At 75.5% G+C, this 18,067-nt stretch carries 19 protein-coding genes and 1 riboswitch; of the genes, 6 read left to right on the forward strand and 13 right to left on the reverse strand.

The annotated features are described in order from the left end of the window. Positions 1–48 precede the first annotated feature (48 nt). Positions 49–783, forward strand: a complete 735-nt coding sequence (locus QSK03_RS02955) for a M50 family metallopeptidase (protein WP_285648457.1) — start codon at positions 49–51, stop codon at positions 781–783. Here QSK03_RS02955 and QSK03_RS02960 read toward each other — a convergent pair. Further along, on the reverse strand, positions 780–1,601 hold the full coding sequence (locus QSK03_RS02960) for a (2Fe-2S)-binding protein (protein WP_285648458.1): 822 nt from the start codon (positions 1,599–1,601) through the stop codon (positions 780–782). The two genes, QSK03_RS02955 and QSK03_RS02960, sit on opposite strands and share 4 nt — an antisense overlap. 20 nt (positions 1,602–1,621) lie before the next feature. On the opposite strand from QSK03_RS02960, the gene QSK03_RS02965 reads away from it, so the two are divergent. Further along, on the forward strand, positions 1,622–1,954 hold the full coding sequence (locus QSK03_RS02965; protein ID WP_285648459.1) for a hypothetical protein: 333 nt from the start codon (positions 1,622–1,624) through the stop codon (positions 1,952–1,954). Between the two features lie 131 nt (positions 1,955–2,085). Further along, positions 2,086–3,816 (forward strand): hypothetical protein, encoded by a 1,731-nt coding sequence (locus QSK03_RS02970; protein WP_285648460.1) that lies wholly within the window; start codon positions 2,086–2,088, stop codon positions 3,814–3,816. Here QSK03_RS02970 and QSK03_RS02975 read toward each other — a convergent pair. The 7 genes from QSK03_RS02975 to QSK03_RS03005 all read right to left on the reverse strand — a co-directional run bounded on the left by QSK03_RS02975 (position 3,777) and on the right by QSK03_RS03005 (position 9,483). Next, positions 3,777–4,523 carry an urease accessory protein UreD gene (locus QSK03_RS02975; RefSeq protein ID WP_285648461.1) on the reverse strand — a complete coding sequence of 249 codons (747 nt, stop codon included), beginning with the start codon at positions 4,521–4,523 and terminating at the stop codon, positions 3,777–3,779. The genes QSK03_RS02970 and QSK03_RS02975 overlap by 40 nt on opposite strands. Further along, on the reverse strand, positions 4,520–5,182 hold the full coding sequence (gene ureG, locus QSK03_RS02980) for an urease accessory protein UreG (protein WP_502872121.1): 663 nt from the start codon (positions 5,180–5,182) through the stop codon (positions 4,520–4,522). The genes QSK03_RS02975 and ureG overlap by 4 nt, the downstream gene beginning before the upstream one ends. Position 5,183: 1 nt before the next feature. Continuing rightward, positions 5,184–5,924: an urease accessory protein UreF gene (locus QSK03_RS02985; protein WP_285648463.1), complete on the reverse strand. Its 741-nt coding sequence runs from the start codon at positions 5,922–5,924 to the stop codon at positions 5,184–5,186. Beyond that, positions 5,921–6,406 carry a methylated-DNA--[protein]-cysteine S-methyltransferase gene (locus QSK03_RS02990; RefSeq protein ID WP_502872115.1) on the reverse strand — a complete coding sequence of 162 codons (486 nt, stop codon included), beginning with the start codon at positions 6,404–6,406 and terminating at the stop codon, positions 5,921–5,923. Before QSK03_RS02990 ends, QSK03_RS02985 begins: the two co-directional genes overlap by 4 nt. Before the next feature lie 26 nt (positions 6,407–6,432). Beyond that, complete coding sequence (locus QSK03_RS02995; protein WP_285648465.1) at positions 6,433–8,481, reverse strand: urease subunit alpha; 2,049 nt, start codon at positions 8,479–8,481, stop codon at positions 6,433–6,435. Between the two features lie 32 nt (positions 8,482–8,513). Beyond that, positions 8,514–8,816 (reverse strand): urease subunit gamma, encoded by a 303-nt coding sequence (locus tag QSK03_RS03000; RefSeq protein ID WP_285648592.1) that lies wholly within the window; start codon positions 8,814–8,816, stop codon positions 8,514–8,516. A gap of 85 nt (positions 8,817–8,901) precedes the next feature. Beyond that, entirely contained in the window at positions 8,902–9,483 is a 582-nt protein-coding gene (locus tag QSK03_RS03005) for a hypothetical protein (RefSeq protein WP_285648466.1), read from the reverse strand. A 110-nt stretch (positions 9,484–9,593) separates the two neighbouring features. Between QSK03_RS03005 and QSK03_RS03010 the strand changes: the two genes are divergently transcribed. Continuing rightward, positions 9,594–10,556, forward strand: a complete 963-nt coding sequence (locus QSK03_RS03010; protein WP_285648467.1) for a GlxA family transcriptional regulator — start codon at positions 9,594–9,596, stop codon at positions 10,554–10,556. Positions 10,557–10,558: 2 nt separating this feature from the next. On the opposite strand, the gene QSK03_RS03015 is transcribed toward QSK03_RS03010, so the two are convergent. Continuing rightward, a complete protein-coding gene (locus tag QSK03_RS03015; protein WP_285648468.1) occupies positions 10,559–11,509 on the reverse strand; it encodes a cation diffusion facilitator family transporter in 951 nt (316 codons plus the stop codon). 82 nt (positions 11,510–11,591) lie between these two features. Here QSK03_RS03015 and QSK03_RS03020 point away from each other — a divergent pair, with 82 nt between their 5' ends. Continuing rightward, positions 11,592–12,227: a class I SAM-dependent methyltransferase gene (locus tag QSK03_RS03020; RefSeq protein WP_285648469.1), complete on the forward strand. Its 636-nt coding sequence runs from the start codon at positions 11,592–11,594 to the stop codon at positions 12,225–12,227. Then, positions 12,224–13,813: a Na+/H+ antiporter gene (locus tag QSK03_RS03025; RefSeq protein WP_285648470.1), complete on the forward strand. Its 1,590-nt coding sequence runs from the start codon at positions 12,224–12,226 to the stop codon at positions 13,811–13,813. Before QSK03_RS03020 ends, QSK03_RS03025 begins: the two co-directional genes overlap by 4 nt. A 45-nt stretch (positions 13,814–13,858) precedes the next feature. Here QSK03_RS03025 and QSK03_RS03030 read toward each other — a convergent pair whose 3' ends face one another. The 4 genes from QSK03_RS03030 to QSK03_RS03045 all read right to left on the reverse strand — a co-directional run bounded on the left by QSK03_RS03030 (position 13,859) and on the right by QSK03_RS03045 (position 18,016). Next, complete coding sequence (locus tag QSK03_RS03030) at positions 13,859–15,343, reverse strand: sodium:solute symporter family transporter (protein WP_285648471.1); 1,485 nt, start codon at positions 15,341–15,343, stop codon at positions 13,859–13,861. Next, positions 15,340–16,500 (reverse strand): agmatinase family protein, encoded by a 1,161-nt coding sequence (locus QSK03_RS03035; RefSeq protein ID WP_285648472.1) that lies wholly within the window; start codon positions 16,498–16,500, stop codon positions 15,340–15,342. The genes QSK03_RS03030 and QSK03_RS03035 overlap by 4 nt, the downstream gene beginning before the upstream one ends. Positions 16,501–16,552: 52 nt before the next feature. Next, a riboswitch (guanidine-I (ykkC/yxkD leader) is annotated at positions 16,553–16,657 on the reverse strand. Between the two features lie 146 nt (positions 16,658–16,803). After that, the gene (locus QSK03_RS03040; RefSeq protein ID WP_285648473.1) at positions 16,804–17,109 is read right to left on the reverse strand and encodes a hypothetical protein; all 306 of its coding nucleotides are present in this window, start codon (positions 17,107–17,109) and stop codon (positions 16,804–16,806) included. A gap of 97 nt (positions 17,110–17,206) precedes the next feature. Then, on the reverse strand, positions 17,207–18,016 hold the full coding sequence (locus QSK03_RS03045) for a helix-turn-helix transcriptional regulator (protein ID WP_285648474.1): 810 nt from the start codon (positions 18,014–18,016) through the stop codon (positions 17,207–17,209). Positions 18,017–18,067 lie beyond the last annotated feature (51 nt).

Consider the following 18,067-nt stretch of genomic DNA (forward strand, 5'->3'; position numbering starts at 1 on the left):
GGGGCGCGGACGGGGAACGGACGGCGGCCCTACTACCGTGCCCCCATCGTGACGACCGGCCTCCCGACCTCGCTGCCGTCGCCCTTCGACGGCCTCGACCAGCTCAGCACCGGCCAGACGCAGGCCACGCTCGTCATCCTCGGTGGTCTCGTGGCCCTGCTCGTCGTCGCCGTTCACGGCAGCTGGCGGCTCGCCCGCAACGTCGTCACGATCGCGCACGAGGGCGGGCACGCCCTGGTCGCGATCCTCTCCGGGCGCACGCTGACCCGGATCCTCCTGCACTCCGACACCTCCGGCGTCACCGTCTCGAAGGGACGCCGTGACGGGCCGGGCATGGTCGCCACCGCCGCCGCCGGCTACGCGACGCCGCCGCTGCTCGGGATCGGCGCGTCGGTGCTGGTGGCCGCCGACGCGATCTCGGCGATGCTGGTCGTCGCCGTGGTCCTGCTGCTCGCGACGCTGATCCTCATCCGCAACGCCTACGGCGTGCTCTCGGTGGTGCTCACCGGCGCGGTGTTCGTCGTCGTCGCCGCGTACGGGTCGGCGAACGTCCAGTACGGCTTCGCCTGCTTCGTGACCTGGTTCCTCATCATCGGTGGTCTGCGCACCGTGATGGAGGTGCAGCGCAAGCGGTCCCGCCGCCGCGCGCCGGACTCCGACGCCGACCAGCTCGAACGCCTCACCGGGGTCCCGGGCGGGATCTGGGTGGCGATGTTCGCGCTGGTCGGGGTGTTCGCGCTGATCGGCGCGGGGCGCCTGCTCGTGGTCTGGCCGCCGGTCTAACGGGCCGCCCGACGACCCGGCTGCAGCACGCAGTCGCCGCACTTCCCGCCACCGGGCACCTGGTAGTAGAGGCAGCACGTGGTGCGCGCGAACCCGAGGCCGCTGGGGTGGTCGGGATCGGCGACGAAGCTCCCGAGCCCGGCGAAGGGCGGCTGGGCGAGCACGCCGCGGGCAAGGGCGAGGGCGGCGTCGTGGAGGTCCGGGCGCGCGGAGCCCAGCACCCGCACGGCCCCGCCGAGGGCCCCCGCGGCGTTGCCCCACAGCACGCGCTCGGAGACCGACGCCCGCGCCCGCATGGCCGCCACGACCGGCGCGACGTGGTCCTCGGCCAGCGCCCGGGCGAGGGCGGCGGCCGTCTCCGGCTCGTCCGGCGCCCCGAGCAGGACGCCGTCGAGCCGCTCCGGGTCCGCCCACAGCGGCATCGGCCCGCCCGGCCAGGCCCGCGCGTGCAGGACGGACGTCGGGGAGAGGGCGGGCAGGACGCCCTGGGCCGCCGCGGCGAGCAGGACCGAGAGCGACCGCGACGCCAGCGACTGCCCCAGCAGCGACGCCGCCACGCGACGGGGCGCGCCGAGGCCCGCGGCCACCTGCTCGAGCCGGTCGGCGAGCGGGTCGGCGCCCTGCTCGGGGACGGCGAGAAAGCGCGCGAGCGGTCGCCACGAGGGGTCGGCCGCCTCGACGTCGCGGGTCGAGATCGCGAAGAACCCGTCGACCGCGTCGCAGGCCGCGAGGACCGTCCGGACACGGTCGGGCCCGGCGTTCGGGGCAGCACCCGCCCCGGGGATGTTCCTCCGTCGGCCGGTCGTCCCGCTGCTCACGGTGAACCATGCTGGCGGACGTGACCGCCGCGAGCACGGGCGGCCGACCCCGCAGACCCGTTCGGCCCGCCCGCCCCCGCCGTCCCGCCCGGCCTCCCCGCCTCACGTTCTGGGTCGATCGCGGCGGCACCCTCGGCCCGACCCTGCTCCGCTACGACCCCCGGGGTTCCGGCGTCCACCGGGGCGCCCGGCTGGGGGTCGACGGTCGGTGGCACGCCAGCACCCAGCCCGAGGAGCTCTGGTGGACCGGTCGGGGCACGGCCGAGGAGATCGGCCTCGACGAGGCCCGGCGCATCGCCCGTGATCTGGGCCTCGGTGACGCCGACCTCCGCGACCCCCACGTCCTGCCGTGACGCCGGCGGTCACGCCGTCATCACCCCGTCATCACCCCGTCATCACCCCGTCATCACGCCGGGGCATCCACGATCCGTGCTGCGGAGGTCAATGCTCCGCCGTTCGGTCCCGTTCCGTTAGGTTCGTCGCCATGCTCGACTCCGGCGCCCGACTCGCCGCCGCCTTCCTCCCCGCGGGCGTGCCGATCATCGTCGGTCTCGTGGTGGCCGTGCTGCGCCGCCGCGAGCTGCCCGCCGTCTCGGGCCCGGCCATCGCCGGCCTGGCGGTGCAGCTGGTCGCCCTGCTGATCCCGGCGTACCTCATCGCCGAGGCGACGCTGCACCTGTTCGGCCTGGCGCCGGAGTCGCTGGCGTCCGTCGCGAGCGCGCTCGGCCTCCTCGCGATCGTGCTGCAGGTGGTGTCCTGGACGCTGATCCTCATCGCCCTGTTCCGACGCCTGCCGAAGAAGCCCGAGGACCGCACGCCGACCGGCCGGCACGCCCTCGTCGACGACCGCGGCGACCAGGTGGTCGCCGAGGCCGGCACCACGCTGCTCCCGGTCGGCGCGGCCGCCGCCGGCGCAGGCGCCGGGATCGGCCTCGGCGCGGCCGCGACCCGGCCCGCCGGCCCGCCCTCGCCGGGCATGCCCGTGGCCCCGCACGGCACCCCGCCCTGGGGCACGGGGCCCGCGGCCTCCCCGCCGGCCGGGACGCCCTCGCGCCCCGTCCCGTCGTTCCCGATCCCTCAGGCCGGTGACGAGGAGCACGACGACCACGCGGACACCGAGACCTTCGCCGCGGTGACCGAGGCCGGGGCCGCTCCTGACGAGGAGGTCGCCGAGCCGGCCTCCGAGCCAGCCTCCGAGCCGGACGTCGAGTCGCCCGAGGTGTCGGCGGAGGAGTCGACCGAGGAGGCCGACGGGCGGCTCCACGACCCCGACGCCGACCGCTACCCCGGCTACCTGCAGGGCTCGGGACGCGGCGGCGTCGTCCCGCCGCCCCCGGCCGCGCCCGAGGAGGACGAGACCACCGAGTACCCGGGATACCTCCAGGGCGACGCGGCGTCCAGGGACGGTGAGTCGGCCGAGGACGCCGCAGCCGAGGAGGGCGCCGAGGGTCCTGGAGACGCTGCGGAAACCGAAGCATCTCCATCGGCTCCGGGCGCGCGCGCCGCGGCCGGGGAGGACGGCGAAGATGCCGGAGATGCTTCGGGACCCGGAGCATCGCCGTCGGCTCCGGACGCGCGGGCCGCGGCCGGGAGGAACGCCGAGGTCCCGGGCAAGGCTTCGGGAACCGAAGCATCTGCGTCGGCTCCTGCCGCGAGGCCCGGCGGCCCCGCCGGTGCCGCCGGCTCCGCCACCGGGTCCGCCGCCGGCACGCGGCCCGTGACGGCGGCCGCGACCTTCGTGCCGGGGCGCTCCGCCGCCGACGCCACGCCCGCCAGCTCCACGCCGGGCAGCTCCACGCCCGGCAGCTCCACGCCCGGCAACGCCGCACCCGGTAACTCCACGTCCGCCAGCACCGGGACCGGCGGTCAGGACGCCGGTGCGGCCCCCGCCCACGGGACGGACGGCGCGGACGAGGCCCACGCTCGCGAGGACGCCGACGACGCCGACGCCGACGCCGACGAGACCGGCGACGGCGCGGACGTCACCGGCGACCCCGAGGACCACGACACCGACACGTCTGAAGCCCAGGACGGCGCCGACGACGCCGACGCCGCGGGCCCGGACGACGACGGGGCCGACGCGGGCGGCGGAGCGCCGAGCCGGCCGGGCACCTCGCCCACCCCGCCGACGTCGCGGGGCGGCCACCCGTGGTTCGACCCGGACGGCGTCGCGGCTCAGGACGCCCGGGTCCCCCGGTCGCCCGAGCACCGCTGAGCCGACAGAGCCCCCAGAGCCCCGTCCAGCACCCCGGACACCGCCCGGGGCGTGCCGAGCGCCGTCAGCAGGGAGCCCGGCCCGGCGAGCGGGCTGCGCGCCCAGAGGACGTCCGAGCCGCCACCGGTCGCGTCGTCGCCCGCGACGTCCGGGCCGGCGCGCAGGACCGTCCCCACCGACCGGGCGCCGGCGGTGCCGCCCGGTCCGGTCAGGGCGGGGTCGGCGCCGTCGAGGTGCGTGGTGGTGACGAGCAACGGGCGGCCGCCGACCCGCACGTCGAGGGTGCTGGCGACGCGCCCGCCGTCCTGCCCGGCGCGGCCGAGCACGACCTGCTCGACGACGGTCGCCGCGGCGTCCGCGGCGAGGTCGAGGCGCAGGCGGACGTCCCACGCCGCGCCGTCGATGACGACGGTGGGCTCCGGGCGCCAGACGAGGCTCCCGCCGTCCGCCACGCTCGCGGTCACGACGAACGTCGCCGCGGCGCCGGGCTCGCGGCCGGGCTGCACGACCGTGGCGGCGGCGCTGCGGAGCTCCAGGTGCTGGCCGGGCCCGACGACGACCTCGAGGCCCAGCTCGTCGCCGCCGAGCGGGCCCCCGCCGACCTGGACGAGGTGCACCCGTGCCGTCCCGGTGCGCCGGAGGACGACCGGCGGGCGGGAGGTCCACGTGACGCGCCCGGCGTCGACGGCCAGGTGGGCCGGGATCACGCCGCGGGGGCCCGCGCGGCGACGCGGGCGCGCACCCAGTCGGCGATCTCGGTGACCTCGGGTCGGGTGCGCACCGAGGTCAGCACGGTCGGGCGGCCCTCGCGCACGCGGGCGGCGTCGGCGGCCATCCGGTCGACGTCGGCGCCGACGAGCGGGGCGAGGTCGATCTTGTTGACGACCAGCAGATCGGCGCCGGCGACGCCCGGCCCGCCCTTGCGCGGCACGTCGTCCCCGCCGGCGGTGTCGACCACGAAGATCTGGCGGTCGACGAGGCCGTAGCTGAACGTCGCGGTGAGGTTGTCGCCGCCGGACTCGACGAGCACGAGGTCGGGGTCGAAGCGGGCGGTGAGGTCCTCGACGGCGTCGAGGTTGGCGGTGATGTCGTCGCGGATCGCGGTGTGCGGGCAGCAGCCGGTGCGCACGGCGACGATCCGGTCGGGGTCGAGGACGGCCTCGCGGCGCAGGAAGTCGGCGTCCTCGGTGGTGTAGATGTCGTTGGTGACGACGGCGACCGAGAGCTCGTCGCGCAGCGCCCGACACAGGGCGGCGGTCAGCGCCGTCTTCCCGCAGCCGACCGGCCCGCCGATGCCGATCCGCACGGCGTGGTCGTGGCGGTGGGGCACGTCGACCGCTCCCCCGGAGAGGTCCGTCTCGTGCAGCTCATGACGCAAAGAGGGCTCCCTCGGCTCGGGCGTGGAGGACGGCGAGCACCTCGGGACGCGGGGTGGTCGCGGCGGGCAGGAGGTCGGGGTCGTCGGCGCTCGCCGCGGCGGCACCGGCCGCGGCGGCCCGCGCGACCGTCGGCACGGCGGCCTCGAGCGCGCGGGCGTGGACGCCGGCCAGGGCGAGCGGGTCGAGACCGAGCAGGCGCACCGCGGCGGTGGTGGCCTGGCCGACGAGGTGGTGCACGGCGAGCGCGGCGGCGTCGTCGGGGCCCGCGCCGGCGGCGGCCGTCGCGACGCCGAGGACCAGCGCCTGGTGCGGGCGCGCACCCAGACCGTCGAGGCTGGCCTCGGGCCAGACCCGGCGCACGGTGCGCACGAGCGCCCGCCCCTGCGCCCGCGACACCTCGCGCAGCGCGGCGACCGGGGTCCGCGCGTCGAGCGCGTCCTCCCAGCGCGCCCACCCCGGCGCGCCCGCCGGGAGCGAGGGACGCCCTGGCTGCGCCCCACGCGGCGAGGGTGACCCTCGCTCCTCCCCCGCCAGCGCGCACGCCGCCGCCGCGCACGCCGCGGCGACGAGACCCGTGGTGGGCACGCGGGCCGCGAGGAAGGCCGCAAGGTCCGGCGGGCCGGTCACGTCACCGTGCCGCACGGCCTCCTCGACGCCACCGGAGTGGGCGTGCCCGCCGGTGGGCAGGCGGGAGTCGGCGAGCAGCAGCAGGCCGGGCGCGAGGGTCACAGGGTGAGCACCCCCGTCTCGAGGTCGAGCAGCGCGCGCTTGCGCTCCGTGCCGCCGCCGTAGCCCGTGAGCGCGCCCGTGGACCCGACCACCCGGTGGCAGGGCACGACGATGCTGATCGGGTTGCGGCCGTTGGCGAGCCCGACCGCGCGGGAGGCCGACGGCGCCCCGATCGACGCCGCGAGCTCGCCGTAGGTCGAGGTGGCGCCGTACGGGATCTCCCGCAGCGCCGCCCACACCCGCTCCTGGAACGCCGTCCCCCGCAGGGCCAGCGGCAGGTCGAAGTCCTTCAGGTCGCCCGCGAAGTACGCCGCGAGCTGCTCGCGCACCGCGGGCAGGCCGTCGTCGTCGCGCGGGCCCAGCGTCTCGGCCGCGGGGCCGTGGCGGTGGTCGGTCATGTAGAGCCCGGAGAGCACGCCGTCGTCGGCGCGCAACGTCAGGGGACCGAGCGGGCTCGCGGTCACCGTGTGGGAGGTCGTCACGCGCTCCATGGAAGCAGCACCCCCCGTCAGAACAGGAAGTACCGCTGCGCCATCGGCAGCTCGCGGGCGGGGGCGGCGTCGACGACCTCGCCGTCGACGCGGACGGTGAAGGTGTCCGGGTCGACGGTGATGTCCGGGGTCGCGTCGTTGCGGGGCAGGTCGGCCTTGGCCACCGCCCGGGTGTCGGTGATCGGCGCGAACCGACGGCGCACGTCGACGCGCTCGGGCAGCCCGGCGGTCAGGGCCGCCTCGGTGACGAAGTGCAGCGACGTCGCCGCCGCGGCCGGCGCGGCGGCTCCGAACATCGGCCGCGAGAGCTCGGGCTGCGGGGTCGGGATCGACGCGTTCGCGTCGCCCATCCGGCCCCAGGCGATCATGCCGCCCTTGACCACGACCTGCGGGCGGACACCGAAGAACGCCGGGTCCCAGAGCACGAGGTCGGCGAGCTTGCCCACCTCGACCGACCCGACCTCGCGGTCGAGACCGTGTGCGACCGCCGGGCAGATCGTGTACTTCGCGACGTAGCGGCGGGCCCGCTGGTTGTCGTCCTCGGCGTCCCCGGCGAGCAGCCCCCAGCGCTTCTTGGCGGCGTGCGCGGTCTGCCAGGTGCGCATCACGACCTCGCCGACACGGCCCATCGCCTGCGAGTCCGACCCGATCATCGAGATCGCGCCGAGGTCGTGCAGGAGGTCCTCGGCGGCGATCGTGGACGCCCGGATGCGGGACTCGGCGAACGCGAGGTCCTCGGGCACCGAGGGGTTGAGGTGGTGGCAGACCATGAGCATGTCGAGGTGCTCGTCGACGGTGTTCACGGTGTGCGGGCGGGTCGGGTTGGTGGAGCTGGGCAGCACGTGCGGCTGCCCGGCGACGGTGATGATGTCCGGCGCGTGCCCGCCCCCGGCGCCCTCCGTGTGGTACGCGTGGATGCCCCGGCCCGCGATCGCGGCGAGGGTGTCGGCGACGTAGCCCGCCTCGTTGAGCGTGTCGGTGTGCAGGGCGACCTGCACCCCGGTCTGGTCGGCCACCCGCAGCGCCGCGTCGATCGCCGCGGGCGTCGCGCCCCAGTCCTCGTGCACCTTGAACCCCGAGGCGCCGGCGACGACCTGCTCGTGGAGCGCGTCGACGCCGACGGTGTTGCCCTTGCCCAGCAGCGCGAAGTTCAGCGGCACGGTGTCGAGCGCCTCGAACATCCGCGCCAACCACCAGGCGCCGGGCGTCACGGTCGTGGCCTTGGTGCCCTCGGCCGGCCCGGTGCCGCCGCCGATCATCGTCGTGACCCCCGACCCGAGCGCCTCGGGCAGCTGCTGGGGGCTGATGAGGTGGACGTGGCAGTCGACGCCGCCGGCGGTGAGGACCAGCCCGTTGCCGGCGAGGATCTCCGTCGACGGGCCGATCACCAGTTCCGGGTCGACACCGTGCATGGTGTCGGGGTTGCCGGCCTTGCCGAGCCCGACGATGCGCCCGTCCCGCACGCCGATGTCGGCCTTGACGACACCCCAGTGGTCGAGCACCAGCGCGCCGGTGATGACGAGGTCCGGCGCGCCGTCGGCGCGCGGGGCCCGGGACTGGCCCATCGACTCGCGGATGACCTTGCCGCCGCCGAAGACGGCCTCGTCGCCGCCGCGCGGGCCGCGGCTGCGGTCCTCCTCGACCCGGAGGGTGAGGTCCGTGTCGGCGAGCCGCACGCGGTCGCCGGTCGTCGGCCCGAAGAGGTCGGCGTAGGTCTCGCGGGTGACGCTCCAGCCGGGGCCCGCCGAGCCGCTGCGCCGGCCGGCGGGGTCGTCGACGTCGAGCCGGATGCCCGGCACCGTGCCCGTCCCGCCGAGGGCGACGAGCGCGACCTGCTTCTCCACCCCCGGCTCGAAGCGCACCGACGTACCCGCGGGGATCGCCAGGCGCATGCCGGCGGCGGCCTCACGGTCGAACGCCAGCGCCGGGTTCGCCGCGGCGAAGTGGACGTGGGAGCCGACCTGGATCGGCCGGTCGCCGGTGTTGGCGACGACGAGGTCGAGCGTCTCGTGGCCCTCGCCCCAGGTGACGTCGCCGTCGGCCGGCGTCAGTTCACCGGGTTTCATGGTCGAGCTCCGCTGCGCTCCGTCTCCCGGGCTCATGCGATCGGGTCGTGCACGGTGACGAGCTTGGTGCCGTCCGGGAACGTCGCCTCGACCGCGACCGTCGGCAGCATCTCGGGCACGCCGTCCATGACGTCCTCGCGGGTGAGGACCTTCTGCCCGTCGCTCATGAGGTCGGCGACGCTGCGACCGTCGCGGGCCCCTTCGAGGATCCAGGAGGTCAGCAGCGCCACCGTCTCGGGGTGGTTGAGCCGCAGTCCCCGGGCGCGGCGGTCGCGGGCGAGGCCCGCGGCGACGTGCACCAGGAGCTTCTCCTGCTCGTGGGGGGACAGCAGCACGGGGACCTCCGGCACGGCGGGGAGAGCAGCAGGGTCAGCGGCGGGTCACCGCACGCTAGGCGCCCCGTGTTACCGGGATGTTGAATCACACGACGAACGCGAGGAGCAGCACGGCCACGCCGGCGGGCACGTCGAGCGCCACGCAGGCCTCGGCCAGCGACGGCGAGACGTCGCCACGGTGGCTGCGCAGGTGCCAGAGATCCCACGCCCCGTGCCCGAGGAGGGCGAGCGCCGCGACGGCGAGTCCGGGCCCGGGCGGGACGCTGAGGGCCACCAGGACGAGAGCTCCGTAGAGCACCAGGCCCGCCGTCTGGCGGGCCAGTGCCGGGCGTGCGGCACCGCGCACGATCCCGACGCCCACCAGCACCACGGCGGCCACCCCGTTGGTCAGCAGCGGCGGGACGTCGAGCAGCCGCGACGCCACGACCAGCCCGGTCCCGACCAGGCACCACGCCCAGGCCATCCAGGGCCGGGAGAAGGCGACGGCGGCGAGGTAGCAGGACACGGCGATCGCGACCCCGACCGCGACGTCGTCGGGCCCGAGCGGGCCGGTCAGCACGATCGCGGCGGCGGCGAGGAGCCCGACCGCGATCGGCCAGCGGCGCCGGAGGACGGCCGGCACGCGGTGGAGGCGGGTGGGGCGGGCGGTGGTGCTGTGGGTGCTCACGGCCGCGACGATGGACCCGCGACGAATACCCCCGGGGCGTATCCGACAGGCTGGTCCGGATTCCTGCGCACCCCGTCCGGACGGACCGGCCCGGCGCTAGGCTGCGGGCCGTGGACCCGAGCGTGGCGGTCATCGCCTACGAGGACGCGGAACTGCTCGACGTCTCCTGCGTGACGACGACGTTCTCGGTGGCCGGCGACCTCGGTGCCACCCCGCGCTACGCGGTGCGCCTGCTCACGCCGGGCGGGCGCACGGTCACCTGCCGGCCCGGGCTGCGCCTCGAGGCGCACGGCGCGCTCGAGCGGCACACCGCGCCGGTCGACACGCTCGTCGTGGTCGGCGGGATGGGCAGCGACGCCGCGGCGGGCGACGAGACCCTCGTGGCCCACGTCCGGCGTCTCGCCCGTGATGCGCGCCGGGTGGCGTCGGTGTGCACCGGCGCCAGCGTCCTCGCCGCCGCGGGCCTCCTCGACGGGCGCCGCGCCACGACCCACTGGGGGTTCGCCGCCCGCCTCGCGCGCGAGCACCCCGCGGTCGCCGTCGACCCGGGACCGATCTTCGTGCGCGACGGCCGCATCGCCACCTCGGCCGGCGTCACCAGCGCGCTGGACCTCACGCTCTCGTTCGTCGCCGAGGACCACGGCCCCGCGCTCGCGCGGCGGGCGGCGCAGGCGCTCGTCACCTACCTGCAGCGTCCGGGCACCCAGGCGCAGATGAGCCTCCACGTCGCGGCGCCGGCCCCCGCCGACGACGTGGTGCGCGGCGTCGTCGAGCACGTCGCGGAGCACCTCGACGGCGACCTCGGCGCACCGGCCCTGGCCGCGCTCGCGGGCGTCAGCGAGCGTCACCTCACGCGGCTGTTCCGGGCCCACCTGGACCGCACCCCGGCCGAGCACGTGCGCCGCACGCGCACCGAGGCCGCGGCCCACCTGCTGGCCACCACCGAGGTGCCGCTGGCCCGGGTCGCGGCGCGCTGCGGCTTCCGGTCGACCGAGACGATGCGCACCGCGTTCCTCGATGCCTTCGGCCGCACGCCCTCCGAGCACCGGCGCGCCTTCGCGGTCGCGTCCTGATCTCAGCCGAGCGCGGACCCGCCGGCGCGCAACGGCCGCGGCGGCTCGCAGGCCTGCTCGTGGTCGGCGTGCTCGGGCGCCTCGACCTGCAGCGTGCTGTGGTGCAGGCCGAAGCGGTCACGGAGCAGGGTCGTCGCGCGGTCGAGCACCCCGTGCTCGCCGCAGTCGGCGGTGGTGCAGCCCTCGTCGGAGATGACGAGGTGCGCCGAGACGGCGGGGCTGCGGTCGTTGATGGACCAGACGTGCAGGTCGTGGACCTCGGCGACGCCCTCGACCTCGAGCAGCACGGCGTGCACCTCGTCGACGTCGATGCCGGCCGGCGTGCCCTCGAGCAGGACGTGGCCGGTCTCGCGCAGCAGGGCCACAGTGCGGGGCAGCAGGATCGCGACGATCACGAGCGAGGCGATCGTGTCGGCGTAGGCCCAGCCCGTCGTGAGCGTCACGGCGGCCGCGGCGAGCACCGCCACCGAGCCGAGCGCGTCGCCCAGCACGTGCAGGGCCGCGCCGCGCACGTTCATCCCGCCGCTGCCGCGCTGCAGCACGACGAGCGCGACGAGGTTGCCGACCAGGCCGACGAGACCGTAGAGCAGCAGGCCACCGCCGGGCACCTCGGTGGGCGTGACGAGGCGCTCGACCGCCTCGATCGCGACCCACACGGTGACGCCGAGCAGCAGCACCGCGTTCAGCGCGGCGCCGAGCACCTCGGCGCGCCCGAGCCCGAAGGTGCGGCGCCGGCTCGGGGGGCGGGCCGCGAGCGCCGAGGCGGCGAGCGCGGTGGCGAGGGCGACGACGTCGGTGCCGACGTGCCCGAGGTCGGCGAGCAGGGCCAGGGAGCCGGTGACGACCGCCCCGACGGCGCCGACCACGAGGACCAGGGCGGTGATGCCCAGGGCGAGCCCGAGCCGGCGGCGGTCGTCGCCGCCGTGCCCGCCGTGTCCGTGCCCGTGTCCCACGTCCCGGACAATACATGCAGACATTCGCATACGGCGGCCGGTGTGCGGCGTGCCTCGGTTCCGCCGGTCCTAGAGTGTGCCGGTGACCGAGAACCCCTGGCTCGCCGTCACCGGCGGGACCGCCGGACCGGGGTACGCCCAGCGGTTCGCCGCGCTCGAGGCGCAGGGCGAGGACCTGCACGGGGAGGCCCGGCGCGTCCAGGCCCTGCTCGGTGAGCGGCCCTCCGACGTCCTCGACGCCGGGTGCGGCACCGGGCGCGTCGCCATCCACCTCGCCCGTCTCGGGCACCGGGTCGTGGGCGCCGACCTCGACCCCTCGATGCTCGCCGAGGCACGTGCGGCGGCCCCCGGGATCGAGTGGCACCTCGTGGATCTGGTCGACCTGCACCTCGGGCACCCGGTCGACGCCGTCGTCGCCGCGGGCAACCTGTGGCCGCTGCTGACCCCGGGCACCCACGCGCGCGTGATCGCCGTCCTCGCCCGGCACCTGCGTCCCGGCGGGCTCCTCGTCGCCGGGTTCGGGCTCGACGCCGCGCACGTGCCGTTCACCCTGCCCGACGGCGTCGCCTTCCCGACGCTCGACGACTACGACGGCGCCTGCCGCGGCGCCGGCCTCGTCCGCACCCACCGCACCGCCGACTGGGACGGCGCCGAGCCCTACGCCGGCGGGGGCTACGCGGTCAGCGTGCACGCCCGGACCGGAGGGACCGCGCCGTGACCGAGACCGACCCGCGCGCCCTCCTGCTGGTCTTCGTCCTCGCCCTCGCCGTCACCGCCGTCGCGCGCCGGTTCTCGCTCTCGGCGCCGCTGCTGCTCGTCGTCGTCGGGCTCGCGGTCTCCTTCGTGCCCGGCATGCCCGCGGTGCCCCTCGACCCCGACCTCGTGCTGTTCCTCGTCCTGCCGCCGCTGCTCTACTCGGCCTCGCTCGAGAGCTCGACGCTGCGGCTGCGGGAGAACATCAAGCGGATCAGCCAGCTGGCGGTCGGGCTGGTCGTGTTCTCCACCGCGGTGGTCGGGGTGGCGGCGTGGTTCCTCGTGCCCGAGCTGCCGCTGGCGAGCGCCCTCGTGCTCGGGGCCGTCGTCGCGCCGCCGGACGCGGTGGCGGCCGCATCCATCGGCCGCAGGCTCGGGCTCCCCCGGCGGATCATGGCGATCCTCGAGGGCGAGAGCCTGCTCAACGACGCGACCGCCCTGACCCTGTTCCGGGTGCTGCTCGCCGCCGCGATGTCGACGACCACGGTCAGCACCGGGGCGACGGTCCTCGAGGGGCTCGGGGAGTTCGCGCTCGCGGCCGTGGGCGGGGTCCTCATCGGCGCGGCCGCGGGCTGGCTGCTCCACCAGGTGCGCCTGCGGCTGCACGACGGCGTGCTGGAGAGCTCGGTCGGCCTGCTCGTCCCGTTCGTGATCTACCTGCTCGCCGAGGAGCTGCACACCTCCGGGGTGCTCGCCGTCGTCGTCGCCGGGCTCTACCTCGGGCACAAGGCCACCGAGGCCGGCTACGCCACGCGGCTGCAGGACCAGGCGGTGTGGAAGGCGCTCGACACGCTGCTCGAGGCGCTGGTGTTCGGCCTCATCGGGCTCCAGCTGCGGATCGTCGTCGACGGCCTCGGCACCGACGCCGGCCGGATCCTGCTGGTCTCGCTCGCCCTGCTCGTCGTGACGATCCTGGCCCGGTTCGTCTTCGTGTTCCCCACGATCTACCTGTCCCGGCTGATCCCGCAGGTCCGGCGGCGCGGCCCCGCGCTGTCCTGGCGGGGCCCGTTCGTCATCTCGTGGGCCGGGATGCGCGGGGTGGTCACGCTGGCGGCCGCCTTCGCGATCCCGGCGGGCGTCGACGGCATGCCCGGGCGCGACGTCGTCGTGTTCGCGGCCTTCGTCATCACCGTCGGGACGCTGCTGGTCCAGGGCCTCACCCTGCCCGCGCTGATCCGCCGCCTGCGCGTCCGCGACCAGGGCGGCCAGCGCGACGTCCTCGACGAGGCCGCGGTGAAGCAGGCGGCCGCCGAGGCCGCCATCGCGCGGCTCGACGACCTCGCCGACGACGGCACCCCGGCCCACGTCACCGAGCAGCTGCGCACGTGGGCGCAGCACCGGTCGAACGGCGCGTGGGAACGCCTCGGGCGCTCCGACGACGAGATCGGCGAGGCCCCGTCGGTGGCGTTCACCCGCCTGCGCCGCGAGATGCTCACCGCCGAGCGCGCGACGTTCGTGCGCTTCCGCGACATGGGGCGGATCGACGAGGGCATCCTGCGCGACATGCTCCGCGAGCTGGACTACGAGGAGGCCATGCTCGACCGGGGCTGACCTGACCATGTGAGTGGTTGGCGCCCCCATAGGGGCGCCAACCACTCACGTGGCGGCCGGCACCAGGTCCTCCCGGCGGCTCAGGACCGCGGGTTCGCGGGCCGGGCGCGCGAGGGCGACGACGACGAAGGCCAGCAGCGACGCCGCGAAGCCGAGGAAGGTCGGGTAGCCGTCGAAGCCGGGGCCGACGAGGTCGTTCGGCACGTAGAGCAGCGTGTTGTCCGCGCCGAAGATCGTCGGGGTGAGCGCGAAGAGCGTCAGGCGCACGACGAGGCCCACGACGATCGCCGCGACCGCCGCCGCCCGCGTCGCCCGCCGCGGCCACCAGTGCCCGGCGACGAAGGGCACGAGCAGGCACGCGAGCAGCAGGTCGAACGCGAGCGTGAGCAGGATGCCGGTCTGCGGGACCTGCAGCGCGAACAGGATGGAGACCGCGACCACCGGGAGCATGGTCGCGCGCACCGCGCGCAGCAGCGGGTCCGTGCGGGACGGGCCGGTACCGATCGACGGGTCACGCAGCCCGCGGATGTTGCGCACCGCCACCGAGGCGGTGCCGAGGATGACCCCGTTGGCCGTCGAGCACGACGCCGCCACGATCGCCGAGAGCACGAGGATCGCGAGCCACGCCGGCGCGAACTGCCCGAGCAGCGTGAACAGGATCGGCGTCTCGGCCTCCGGCCCGAGCACGCTGCCGACCGCCAGCGCGACGAGGGCGTAGCAGACCCCGACGGCGGCGGTGAGGACCGCGCCGGTGAAGCACGCGTTGCGGGCCGTCCGCGGCGAGCGCGCCGAGAAGATTCGCTGCATGAAGTCGATGGCGACGATGTCACCGATGCCCAGCGAGATCAGCGTCGCCCAGTTGATCGGCGCACCGCCGGCGGCCGTCGTCAGCTGCTCGAGGTCGAACGGCCCCGTCCCCGGCGCGGCGGAGAGCCCGAAGTGCACCGTGGTCCACACCAGCAGCGACACCGACCCGACCACGGTGATCACCATCTGGATCAGCGCGGTCCAGGCGTCGGAGAACATCCCGCCCGTGATCGTGTAGGCCAGGACGACGGCGACGATGATCAGCACGCCCCCGGTGTAGGACGTGCCCAGGAACCGCTCGAAGAGGTAGCCGCCCGCCACGAGGTTGCCCGCGAGCAGGATGCAGAAGCTCGCGATCATCAGCACCGAGGCCGTGACCTCGACGCCGCGGCCGTAGATCTGGCGGTAGAAGTCGGGCAGCGTGAACAGGCCCATCGCGTTCATGCGCGCCGCGAAGAACAGCCCCGTGATCAGCAGGCACAGCGAGAGCCCGAGCGGGAGCGAGGCGCCCGCCCAGAACCCGAGCGAGAAGCTCAGGTCCATGTTGCCCAGCGTCGCGTTCGAGTCGACGGCCTGGCCCATCAGCCCGGCCGCGGACAGCGGCAGGAGCAGCGAGCGGCCGGCGACGAGGAAGTTGGTCGAGTCGCCGTCCACGCGCCGGGCCACGACGAGCCCCACGGCGACGACGATGACGACGCCGATCGCCACCCCGGCAATGATCATGACCGGCTCCTGTTCGGCAGGTGCCCGGAGCGCACGAGGCACCCGAGCGTGTCGCAGATGACGCGGCAGGCGATCAGCGCGGTGATCTCGGCGTTGTCGTAGGGCGGGGAGCACTCGACGATCTCGATGCCCGCGAGCGGCCGGGCGTCGGCGATGAGCTGGATGAACGTGAGGACCTCGCGGGGCAGGAAGCCCCCGGGTTCGGGCCAGCCGGTGCCGGGCACGAACGCGGCGTCGAGGCAGTCGACGTCGAAGGAGAGCCACACGGCGTCGGCGCCGTCCCACGCGACCTCGAGGGCCCGCTCGGCGGCGGCCTCGATGCCCATCTCGACGCAGTCGGTGACCGTCATGATCGTCGTCCCGCGGTCGCGGCCGACCTCGACGCCCGGCCGCGGCGCCTGCCAGCCGCCGATGCCGATCTGGACGAGGTTCTCCGGCGGCACGTTCGGCAGGTCCGTGGCGTGGAACCACGGGGTGGTGTGCATCCGCTCGTCGAGGTCGGTCTCCTGGGTGTCGACGTGGCGGTCGAAGTGGATGATCCCGAGCTTGCCGTCGCCCAGGTTCTCCGCGACGCCGCGGCTGGTCGGGTAGCCGATGGAGTGGTCCCCGCCGAGCACCACGGGGAACGCCCCGGACGCGTACACGTGGCTGACGGCCTTGGTGATCTGGTCGAACGTCTTCTCGATGTTCGCCGGGATCGTGAAGATGTCCCCGACGTCGCACATCGTGATCGACTCGCGCAGGTCGACGCCCAGCTCGAACGAGTAGGTGCCGTAGAGCAGCGAGATGTCGCGGATGCCCTTCGGCCCGAACCGCGTGCCGGGCCGGTAGGTCGTGCCGCCGTCGAACGGGGCGCCCATGATCGCGACGTCGTACTCGCCGCACCGGCGCACGTCCTCGACGAACGGCGCCTTCATGAACGTCGGGATGCCGGCGAAGTGGGGCAGCTCGCCGCGGGAGAACAGCGGGATCGTGCGGTCGACGACCGAGTCGGCGGCCTCGAGGCCCATCTGCAGGCCGCGGGCGATCTCGGCGTCGCGGCCGGCGTGGCCCAACGTGGCCTCGACCTCGACGGCGCGGGCGGCCTCGGGGCCGTGGCGCGGGGCCTGGCGGGGCGGGCCGCCGTGGGGGGCGGGGAGGGACGGGGGGATCTGCACGGGCGACTCCCGGGGTCGCCGGCCGCCTCACCGAGACGACCGGACGTCGGTCATCTCCCGGGCTTTTCCCCCGCCGTGGAGCACCGGGGCGCACCCGGTGCCTGCGTCTCTCGGACCAGCCCCGACCGGAGCCGGCGGAACCCTAGACGCGCCCCACCTCGTGGTGGGTCGCCGACGAGTGAAGGGCGTGGGTGTTGCCGCGCCGGGTCGGCGGGGTTGCGATCCTGTGCCCTTCGGGCCCGTGAGCACGTCGGAGTGCTCGGGCACTCCGAAGTGATCACGGGCGCCGGAGGCGCACCGGCCTCAGACCTCGGTCTTGAGGATGCAGATCGCGAGGTGGGCGGCCTCGACGGACTCCCGGGCCGCCCCTCCGAGGCCCGGGTCCGCCGCGGCCGCCACGCGCGCGCTGTCCGCAGCCTGTTCCAGCTCGATCACGGCGTCGCGCGCGTTCTCCGCGCCCTCGGCCTTCGCGCCCTTGCTGTCGAACTCCCCGACCACCGCGGCGGTGACGACCGACGCCCCGCTGTCGCTCTCCACGGCGCGCAGCGCCTCGGCGATCTTGGCGCGGACCTCGTCGAGGCGGCTGTGGATGTCGGTGGTGGCGAGCATGGGTCCTCCCCTGGGTGGTGGTGACGACGCGAAGCGGACGACCGCATCGCGCTCGACCCATTGGCGGAGGATCGTGACGAGGGCGACAGGGCGGGAACTACGTACGCACCAGCCCGGGCGGCGGGAGCAGGCCGATGAGCTGGGCGCGCTGCACCGCCGCCAGCCGATCGGCGACACCGAGCTTCGTGTAGATGCGCTGCAGGTGCTTCTGCACCGTCCGCTCCCCCACGCCGAGCCGTCGTGCGATGGCCCGGGCGGTGCCGCCGGAGGCGAGCAGATCCAGCACGGCGCTCTCGCGCGGGGTCAGACCCACCTCGGAGGCAGTCGGGGCCGCGTGGGCGCCGGTGCGCGCGGACCAGCGGGCGTGCGCCGCGATCTGGCGGTCGAGACCGATGAGGACCCGCTGCACCGTGCCCAGCAGCGCCATCTCCTCGCCGGAATAGGCGTCGCACCGCCCGACGAGGAACGACCGGTTCGTCCGCGGTCCGAGCCGCACGGGCATCGAGACCTGGGAGACCACGTCGGCACCGAGCAGGTCGTCGCAGACCACACGCCAGCGTTCCTGCACGCGGCGGCCGGCGAAGCGCTCGGGCACGTCGGCCACCTGCATCACCTCGCACCGGCCGGTCGCGAGGTAGAAGCGCAGGAGCGGGTGCTCACGGAAGGCGTTCTCGGCGCTCCATCGCTCGACCTCCGCGCGGTACCCGCCGTAGAGATCCGCCGGCGCCGACACCTGCTCGATCGGTTCGGCACCCTCCTGCGTGTAGAACACGGCGGCCGGGGCCTCGAAGCTCGCGGCGAGCAGCGAGAGGATCTCGGGTGCCGGCCAGCCGATCAGTGGACGTCCGACCAGGTCGGCGACGAGTTCCAGCCACTCCTCGTGCGCGTGCTCGAGCCCTGACCCCATCGCTCGACTCCGTCGCCGACATCCCCTTGCGCGGGAGGATCCACCCACAGC

Source organism: Actinomycetospora sp. NBRC 106375 (assembly GCF_030269665.1).
GTDB lineage: Bacteria > Actinomycetota > Actinomycetes > Mycobacteriales > Pseudonocardiaceae > Actinomycetospora.

What these genes read in the sequence shown, in the direction of transcription:
- QSK03_RS02970 (WP_285648460.1), top strand. Translation starts at nt 2,086, where the DNA reads ATGCTCGACTCCGGCGCCCGACTCGCCGCCGCCTTCCTCCCCGCGGGC.
- QSK03_RS02995 (WP_285648465.1), bottom strand. Translation starts at nt 8,481, where the DNA reads ATGAAACCCGGTGAACTGACGCCGGCCGACGGCGACGTCACCTGGGGC.
- QSK03_RS03030 (WP_285648471.1), bottom strand. Translation starts at nt 15,343, where the DNA reads ATGATCATTGCCGGGGTGGCGATCGGCGTCGTCATCGTCGTCGCCGTG.
- QSK03_RS03040 (WP_285648473.1), bottom strand. Translation starts at nt 17,109, where the DNA reads ATGCTCGCCACCACCGACATCCACAGCCGCCTCGACGAGGTCCGCGCC.
- QSK03_RS03045 (WP_285648474.1), bottom strand. Translation starts at nt 18,016, where the DNA reads ATGGGGTCAGGGCTCGAGCACGCGCACGAGGAGTGGCTGGAACTCGTC.